The organism is Thiolapillus sp., assembly GCF_048562965.1.
In the GTDB taxonomy this organism is placed as follows: Bacteria; Pseudomonadota; Gammaproteobacteria; order Chromatiales; family Chromatiaceae; genus Thiolapillus; species Thiolapillus brandeum_A.
Window position 1 is genome coordinate 1 of the sequence record NZ_JBHNMF010001654.1, and the last position, 523, is coordinate 523.

The window sequence follows — 523 nt, forward strand, 5'->3', positions numbered from 1 at the left end:
GGAAGATGCTTTGTATGAGATTGAGTCCATGAGGCGTTTTGCGGGTCTGGAGCTGTGTGAGGATCGCTTGCCGGACGAAACCACTATCCTGAAATTTCGTCATTTGCTGGAGAAGCATAACAAGCGTGTCTTCGGCCTCGTGATAGATTTTGGGACATCCCAGTCCCCAAAATCGACTCGGCCTTTGACAACCTATTGGTGCCCCAGCCGTCCTGGTCACCCAGCACTACGCAACAACTTCGCAAGCTCGTTGCTGCTCCGTACTTGGCTCCCAATGACTGGACGCCGCGTTCGGAGACCTACTTTGTTTTCCCTCTGGCGCAAGGCACGCCGGGAAAACAGTGCGGCCTCGCGGCTACTGGGGTCTACCAGCCTTCGCTTCGCTCTCCATGGCTGGCAGCGACTGACGGAGGATTTATTTGCCGCAGTGAGTGAGCATCTACACCGTCACGGGCTGCAACTGTCAAAGGGTACGATGGTCGATGCCACGCTGATTGCGGCCTCGCCCTCAACCAAGAATAAA

The 523-nt window shown here is 55.6% G+C and carries 2 pseudogenes; both read left to right on the top strand.

Annotation, left to right across the window (positions count from 1 at the left end):
- A pseudogene (locus ACOCD2_RS26040) lies at positions 1–121 on the top strand (transposase); the annotation flags it as partial.
- Between the two features lie 294 nt (positions 122–415).
- Positions 416–523: pseudogene (locus ACOCD2_RS26045) on the top strand (IS5/IS1182 family transposase); the annotation flags it as partial.